Below are 6218 nucleotides of genomic sequence, written 5' to 3' on the forward strand. Positions count from 1 at the left end.
GAGCTATGAAGCTTATACAGCAAGCACTTTAGCTCTCTTGTCGCCCCTTGAAGTTGCTGGTATGACAATGGTGTTGACCCAATCCGACCACAGCCATAATAAAGCATTCGCGCAGAGAAACCATCACAGTGTTCGCTTTTGATGTTGGCGCAGCTATCGCTCCTACTCAAACGCACTCAGCACAGATGCTAAGCTAGCAATCACGCGGGAGCACATACACTGGCGGCTGCTTCTGATTGTTGTTAGCTGCAACAAAGCCACTTGTTGTACTTTCTCAGCGAATTTACTAGGTTTTCAATTAACTTTTAAAAAACAAAAAAATAGTTTCGTAATTTTACGATGTTTTTCTCTATCTTTGGATATACTCTTAAAGGAGTAGAGATTGATTCAAGGAGAGTGAATTTATGAATTTATCAAATCAAGCTCAATTGAATAACAGCTTATTAAACCAAATCCGGTATCAGCTTGAGTCTATAGAAATACATGATAATAAACTTGCCAGACTCTTGTGTAAAGTCATTCCCTCTCATTGCCCATTTGAACGCACTGTATCAATTTTAGGACGGACACTTTTTCACATTCCACCTTTGTGCAAATTAAACCCCCTTTATGAACAAATCGTTAGTCTTCGTTTTAAGTGTTTGGTGTATTTAGCAGATGAATGTGGCGAAGATGTGACGAAATATTGCTAAATATAAGTTTAATTAATAAAAACCAAGTTGGTAGAATCTTTTTTACAGAAAATTAGAGGTTTATTCTTGTTGTGAAGCATCTGGAAAACCTAAGCTTTTTGGGAAAAAAATTAAGTTTAAATATACCCAAATCAGACAAATAAATTTTTCGGTAAAAGTAGAATTTTAAATGTATTAATCTCACATTTTTAGTTAGTTCTAATGTTGCCTCAGCTGACAGCAGCATATACTTAAGCAAAACTCTAGAATTACATAGGTCGCGGGTAGTTTCCTTGGAAATTTCAGTGTATTTTCTTATATCAATTTAGTTGTACGCTCAGTAGGATATAGCGAAATGCAGTTAGTTGTTTTCTGTAGCTACTTATATAATTGTAGCGATTTGAAGCAGAATACAACTTATAGAGAACTTTTATAACTAAGTATCGGGTCAATATAACCCCATCGAAAGCCCAGTCATCATGACTGGGCTTTTTGGTAAAAACGACGGCAGTAGGCGTACCAAAAAACAGGTTTAAGGGTGAAATAAACCCAATAAACAACAGTGATTTGACCTCAAAAACTGTACTTATTGAGTATTTCCTGGCGCAGATTCAAACAGCTATACAGGGCATCACTTCTGTTTCACAGACGCTCCGCGAACATGAACGCGGCATCATCACGAATGTAGAAAGGGCGATTGCATACCAAGAAAATGCAATCGCCGACAAAAGAAATCGCTAAAAAAATCATGACACAAAGCACAACAACTATATCCTCTGCTCAAGAAAGCTGCATTGTGCCGCTTCTGTTCCTATGCATCAAGGCAGTAATTGCATGGAAGTACGAATGGCCTTTTTCGACATAGTTATAAAACTAGAAACGGCGCTCGCACGCCTGTTTGTAGAGATTTTGAGAAATGGCAGTGTTTGCCCCCAATCCTTACGTATTTTCTACACACCAACACTGCCATCAAACACCCTCTAAGCATCCCCGCTGGAATAAATTGGCCAGGCTTTATTTATGCAAGTAACCTATATATCCCAGTTTTGGGCTGCGACGACCGGAGGTCGAGCAAAGCAGCAAGCAATTTATTTTTGCACGGGCCTCTAAGCAGAGCGAACCAAGCTGGAGATAGCTTTGACTAGTGCTAATGGCTCGATTGGTTTGGAAATATGCAGGTCAAAGCCAGCTTTAAGTGCCTGTTGCTGATTAATCTCCCCAGCATAAGCAGTTAAAGCGATCGCTTTTAGATATCGATATTGCGACCACAAATTTCTCAGTTGTTGTATCAACATATAACCATCAATATTCGGCATCCCAATATCACTAAGTAAAACATTAAAATTGGATTGCTGAAGTACGATTAAAGCATCTGTTGCACTAGAAACTGTAGTGACATTAGCTCCATGCTGCTCTAACACAGAACTAGTAAATTCTAGCGTGTTGGGATCGTCATCTACGACTAAAATGCTAATACTACTTAAATCAACAGATAAATCTACTAGTCTTTTTCCCTGTAGTGTTGTTGAGGCAACAGACACAAGTGGTAGCTCAACGGTGAAGGTGGCTCCTTGGTCAATTCCAGAACTTTCGGCTTTAATTGTGCCACCATGCAGTTCTACTAAGTGACGAGCAATCGCTAAACCTAATCCTAACCCACCAAAATTTCTAGTAGTTGAGCCATCTTGCTGGCGGAAGTAGTCGAAAATATAAGCTAAAAAATCAGGAGCGATACCCTTGCCTGTATCGTTAACCCTAATTTGGGCGGCAGTGCCTAGCTGTTGTAAATGGACATTGACCTGTCCACCAATCGGGGTAAATTTGACTGCGTTAGACACTAAATTCCAAATTACTTGTTGCAAGCGAGTGGCATCACCTGTAACCAGAACAATATCCGGTTTAATTATGGCTTGCAGCGTGATTGACTTTGCTTGCGCCGCTAGTTGCATTGTTTCCATCGCTGCCCGGATTAAGGCAGCCAGATCGACACAGGTAACATTGAGTATGAGTTTGCCGCGCAAAATCCGGGAAACATCTAATAGATCCTCTATTAGTTGAGCTTGCAAATGAGAATTGCGTTGAATTGCTGCTAAACCTTGCTCTATTTTTGCCGCAGAGAGCTTGTAGCTTTGTAGAAAACTCGACCAACCTAAGATGGAATTGAGCGGAGTGCGTAACTCGTGGGACAGCACTGCCAAGAACTCATCTTTGACTCGGTTAGCGACTTGAGCCTCTTGTTGTAATGCTTCGGCTGTTAAGCGTGCTTGCTGCTGTGCTTGGTAAAGTTGGACATTCTCAACAGTGATGGATGCTATTTGTGCCAACTGTACTAAAATTGCTTCATCTTCGGCGGTGAACTCGCCTTCATATTTGTCCGACAGATGAATTAACCCCATGTTGTGCCCATCTCGTCGGGTCAACGGTGCTGCCAGCCATCCCCGCATGGGTGGGTGATTAAGTGCTTCTTTGCCAAAACCCTGCCAATGGGGATGAGATTCTAGTTGAGCTTGCGTCATTCGCATTGGGCGATTTCGCTCACAAACACAGGCGTAGATGCCCAACCGCTCTGGGGAAGCATGGTAGTTTTGCCATTGAGCGTACTTATTGGAAAAGTACATCGCATTGATTGCATGGGGCCAATCTTGATTAATCGTCATGCTGGTAACACACTGGTGAGTGCCAATAATCGCTGCTGCCTGCTGGGTAATTAGTTGTAGAACTTCTTCCACACAAAGGGCAGAATTGATTGATAGTGCTGCTTTTGTCAATCCCTGCAATTGTTGAGCGTAGTTTTGCTCACAAGCCAGCAGATATTCTCGCTCAATTTCTGCTTGGCGACGCGCTGTAATGTCACGGGAGATACATAATAACTTTTCAACTTGCCTATTGGCTCCTCTAATGGGAGTCACTTTGTTGTCCCACCATTTTATTTCGCCTGTTTTAGTTGAGCGAGCAGCTGTAAAAGTAAAGGCTTGCCCGGCTTTGGCATGGGAAATCGCATCTATTGCCGCTTGTGAGTCATTTCCTTGCCAAAATTCACTCCATGAACGATTTAACCAAGGCGTAAGTTCGTCGATCTCAAGCATTTGCTGCCCACCTGGGTTGATGTACAATAGCTGCCCAGATAAATCCAACACTTGAATGCAATCGTCGCTACTGTCGAGTATCTGCCGATTAAACTCCTCGCTTTGGCGCAACGCCGCTTCTGCTTTTTTATGATTGGAGAGGTCAATGATTATCCCATCCCATGCCTTTCCTTCATCTGTTGGTACAGTATTGGAACTACCGGCAATCCATTTGACTTTCCCTGATGGCGTAATAATTCGTCCTTGCCACTTCCAAGGTGAACAATTTTCTACAGCATGATTGACTGAAATTTCAAATGACGCTAAATCATCTGGATGAATTAATTTCACAAACGAATTTTTATCCTTGACAATTGATTGCGCCTCTAATGGCGATAGTCCACAACAGCCAGAACTGACAAACGTAAGTTGATAAGGACGCTCTTCAAGGGGTGAATAACGGTACACTATTCCAGGGACGTTGGCTAACACCGCCTCTAGCTGCGTTTGAGTGTGATGCAGTTGCTCTCTAATTGCCTGTTGTTGAAGTACAGCATTCTCTAACTTTTGATGCCAATGATTCAGGCTTGACAATGCACCAGCACTAAAATCTGCTAAAGAACTCATCAGCCGCGCATCTTCACCATCAAACTTTCGTATCTCCTGATGCGAGATTAACCAAAGGATACCTAGTGGTTGATTATTGCTCCATAACGGAATTAACAGTGCTTCGACAATCGGGAATTGTGAATGGTACAGATCGGTAAAATAGCGTTCTGGATAAGAATACAGTTGTACTTTTCTCGAAGCCAACGTTGTGCCACACAGACTAAAATTACCAGCAGTCTTTGTTTGCTCTAAGAACTCTAATGCACCTGCGCTCGCTACAGGGCGAAATCTTGATTCCCCATCCGCCTGTCTTTCCAATAGGCTAACTACGGCACTATCAGCTTGGCATAAGTCCCGCCCAATTTGCACTAGAGTTTTGAGGAGCAATTGCGGTTCGTCTTTTAGGTGTTGGGACAGGGTACGAAGAGCTTGGTTCTCTGCCGCTAAGTCTGGCTGTCTAGCCCGACGACTAGCCAGTACCTCTGTAATTAAAACTTCTGTTTGTGCGGCTGCTGGAGTAATATTTTGGGATGAACTCATAGAACTTTTAGATCACAGCCATCTATTTATTAGACTGTTAATATCAAGTTAATTTTTACTATACAGCTAATAAATTAACAACACTAAGACAGCCAAGAAAATTATTGATTAAAATTTTGATCAGCCCGCAGTCAAATCACTCTTCTTAAATTGCTCTTAGTTTATCTGCATCTCAAACCGCCGCATCATCTCTTGTAACTCCACAGCCTCCCCCCAAGCGCGTATACACGACTCCACCTGACATCGCCAGCACAATTCTCTGCCTTCGCGCCCACTCGAACCACGCACTGACATCAGCAGTGACAGTATTCTTGCCCTTAGCCCCACTCTTGCAGGAATTGATAAACAGACCAGTCGGATATCCCTGTGCGATCGCGCTCTGTTGGTAGTGGAGTGCGATTACTCCTGACCCAATGCCGTAGCCGATTAGTTTAAGTATCGAATCGATTGAGAAATTTTGACTGCTTCTTGGGGAGTAACGTTACTACAATTAGACAATTCCGGTACTACTCCAGTACCAACAAATCTATAAAAGGGGCCATTTTGTGAACCTAGCCACTGCGATAGCAATGTTGGTTGTTTAGCATTACCGTATAATCCTAGCTCCAAAACGCTTTTTCCAAATATCGGAGAATTTATTGGGTAACTGCGCGACCCAGAGGGCAAGTCACCAATGCCACCAGATGCTGACTCAATGGCAAAGCATTTATCTGCACTGAAATTTTGGTAAACAACTAGGTAACGCAAGCTCTGAACATTTTCGCGCCCAGCCTCAACCAATACTTTCTCAGCACTAAAATTTGCTCCTACGTAAGTTGGTAACGCTACTTTTAACCCTAGCGAGCGCAAAACTTTTAACTGAAGCACTGTTAATTTTATTCCCGAATTGGTTTGTGAAGGTTTGGGTTGAGCAATTACCACATCCCAAGAAGCGATAATACAGGCGACAACGCAATAGGAAGCAAGATTAACTGAGTACTTAAATAATTTCATAGTTAATAATTATACACAATAATCATAGTTCTCTAACGCTGATCTATATCACAGGTTCAGAAGTCAACGCAAGTTACCTTTGATACAGCATAATAACCGAATTTACATAAACTAATGAACAAAGTTGCCATTCTTGCAGCATTAGGAATGCTGCTCTCTGGATTATCAACTGTAGCGCAAACTAGCCTGCCCAAGATGATAGTAGTTAGCGTGGGTGATGGGGATACCTTAAGAGTCCGTAATCAGCAGGGCCAGACAATTACTGTTCGGCTCGGTTGCATTGACGCACCCGAACTCAAACAAAATCCTTGGGGTCAGCAATCCAAGTCTCGTCTCCAGC

6 protein-coding genes are annotated in these 6218 nt (G+C 42.4%); 4 read left to right on the plus strand and 2 right to left on the minus strand.

The window, feature by feature from the left end; all coding sequences use genetic code 11:
* The first annotated feature begins 404 nt into the window (after window positions 1–404).
* The 3 genes from AC5JL8_RS01610 (at window position 405) to AC5JL8_RS01620 (ending at window position 1655) form a co-directional block, all read left to right on the plus strand.
* Window positions 405–692 carry a Mo-dependent nitrogenase C-terminal domain-containing protein gene (locus AC5JL8_RS01610; protein ID WP_495878031.1) on the plus strand — a complete coding sequence of 96 codons (288 nt, stop codon included), beginning with the start codon at window positions 405–407 and terminating at the stop codon, window positions 690–692.
* 471 nt (window positions 693–1163) lie between these two features.
* Window positions 1164–1412 carry a hypothetical protein gene (locus AC5JL8_RS01615; protein ID WP_495878032.1) on the plus strand — a complete coding sequence of 83 codons (249 nt, stop codon included), beginning with the start codon at window positions 1164–1166 and terminating at the stop codon, window positions 1410–1412.
* 93 nt (window positions 1413–1505) lie between these two features.
* Window positions 1506–1655 (plus strand): hypothetical protein, encoded by a 150-nt coding sequence (locus tag AC5JL8_RS01620; protein WP_495878033.1) that lies wholly within the window; start codon window positions 1506–1508, stop codon window positions 1653–1655.
* Between the two features lie 122 nt (window positions 1656–1777).
* Here AC5JL8_RS01620 and AC5JL8_RS01625 read toward each other — a convergent pair whose 3' ends face one another.
* Together AC5JL8_RS01625 and AC5JL8_RS01630 are read right to left on the minus strand one after the other, a co-directional pair.
* Window positions 1778–4885, minus strand: a complete 3108-nt coding sequence (locus AC5JL8_RS01625; RefSeq protein WP_495878034.1) for an ATP-binding protein — start codon at window positions 4883–4885, stop codon at window positions 1778–1780.
* A gap of 426 nt (window positions 4886–5311) precedes the next feature.
* Entirely contained in the window at window positions 5312–5878 is a 567-nt protein-coding gene (locus AC5JL8_RS01630; RefSeq protein ID WP_495878035.1) for a hypothetical protein, read from the minus strand.
* Window positions 5879–5992: 114 nt separating this feature from the next.
* On the opposite strand from AC5JL8_RS01630, the gene AC5JL8_RS01635 reads away from it, so the two are divergent.
* Window positions 5993–6218 (plus strand): thermonuclease family protein (locus tag AC5JL8_RS01635; protein WP_495878036.1); only part of this gene is annotated, 226 nt, incomplete at its 3' end.

The sequence above is a fragment of the Mojavia sp. genome (assembly GCF_059505145.1).

What these genes read in the sequence shown, in the direction of transcription:
- AC5JL8_RS01610 (WP_495878031.1), top strand. Translation starts at nt 405, where the DNA reads ATGAATTTATCAAATCAAGCTCAATTGAATAACAGCTTATTAAACCAA.
- AC5JL8_RS01625 (WP_495878034.1), bottom strand. Translation starts at nt 4,885, where the DNA reads ATGAGTTCATCCCAAAATATTACTCCAGCAGCCGCACAAACAGAAGTT.
- AC5JL8_RS01630 (WP_495878035.1), bottom strand. Translation starts at nt 5,878, where the DNA reads ATGAAATTATTTAAGTACTCAGTTAATCTTGCTTCCTATTGCGTTGTC.
- AC5JL8_RS01620 (WP_495878033.1), top strand. Translation starts at nt 1,506, where the DNA reads ATGGAAGTACGAATGGCCTTTTTCGACATAGTTATAAAACTAGAAACG.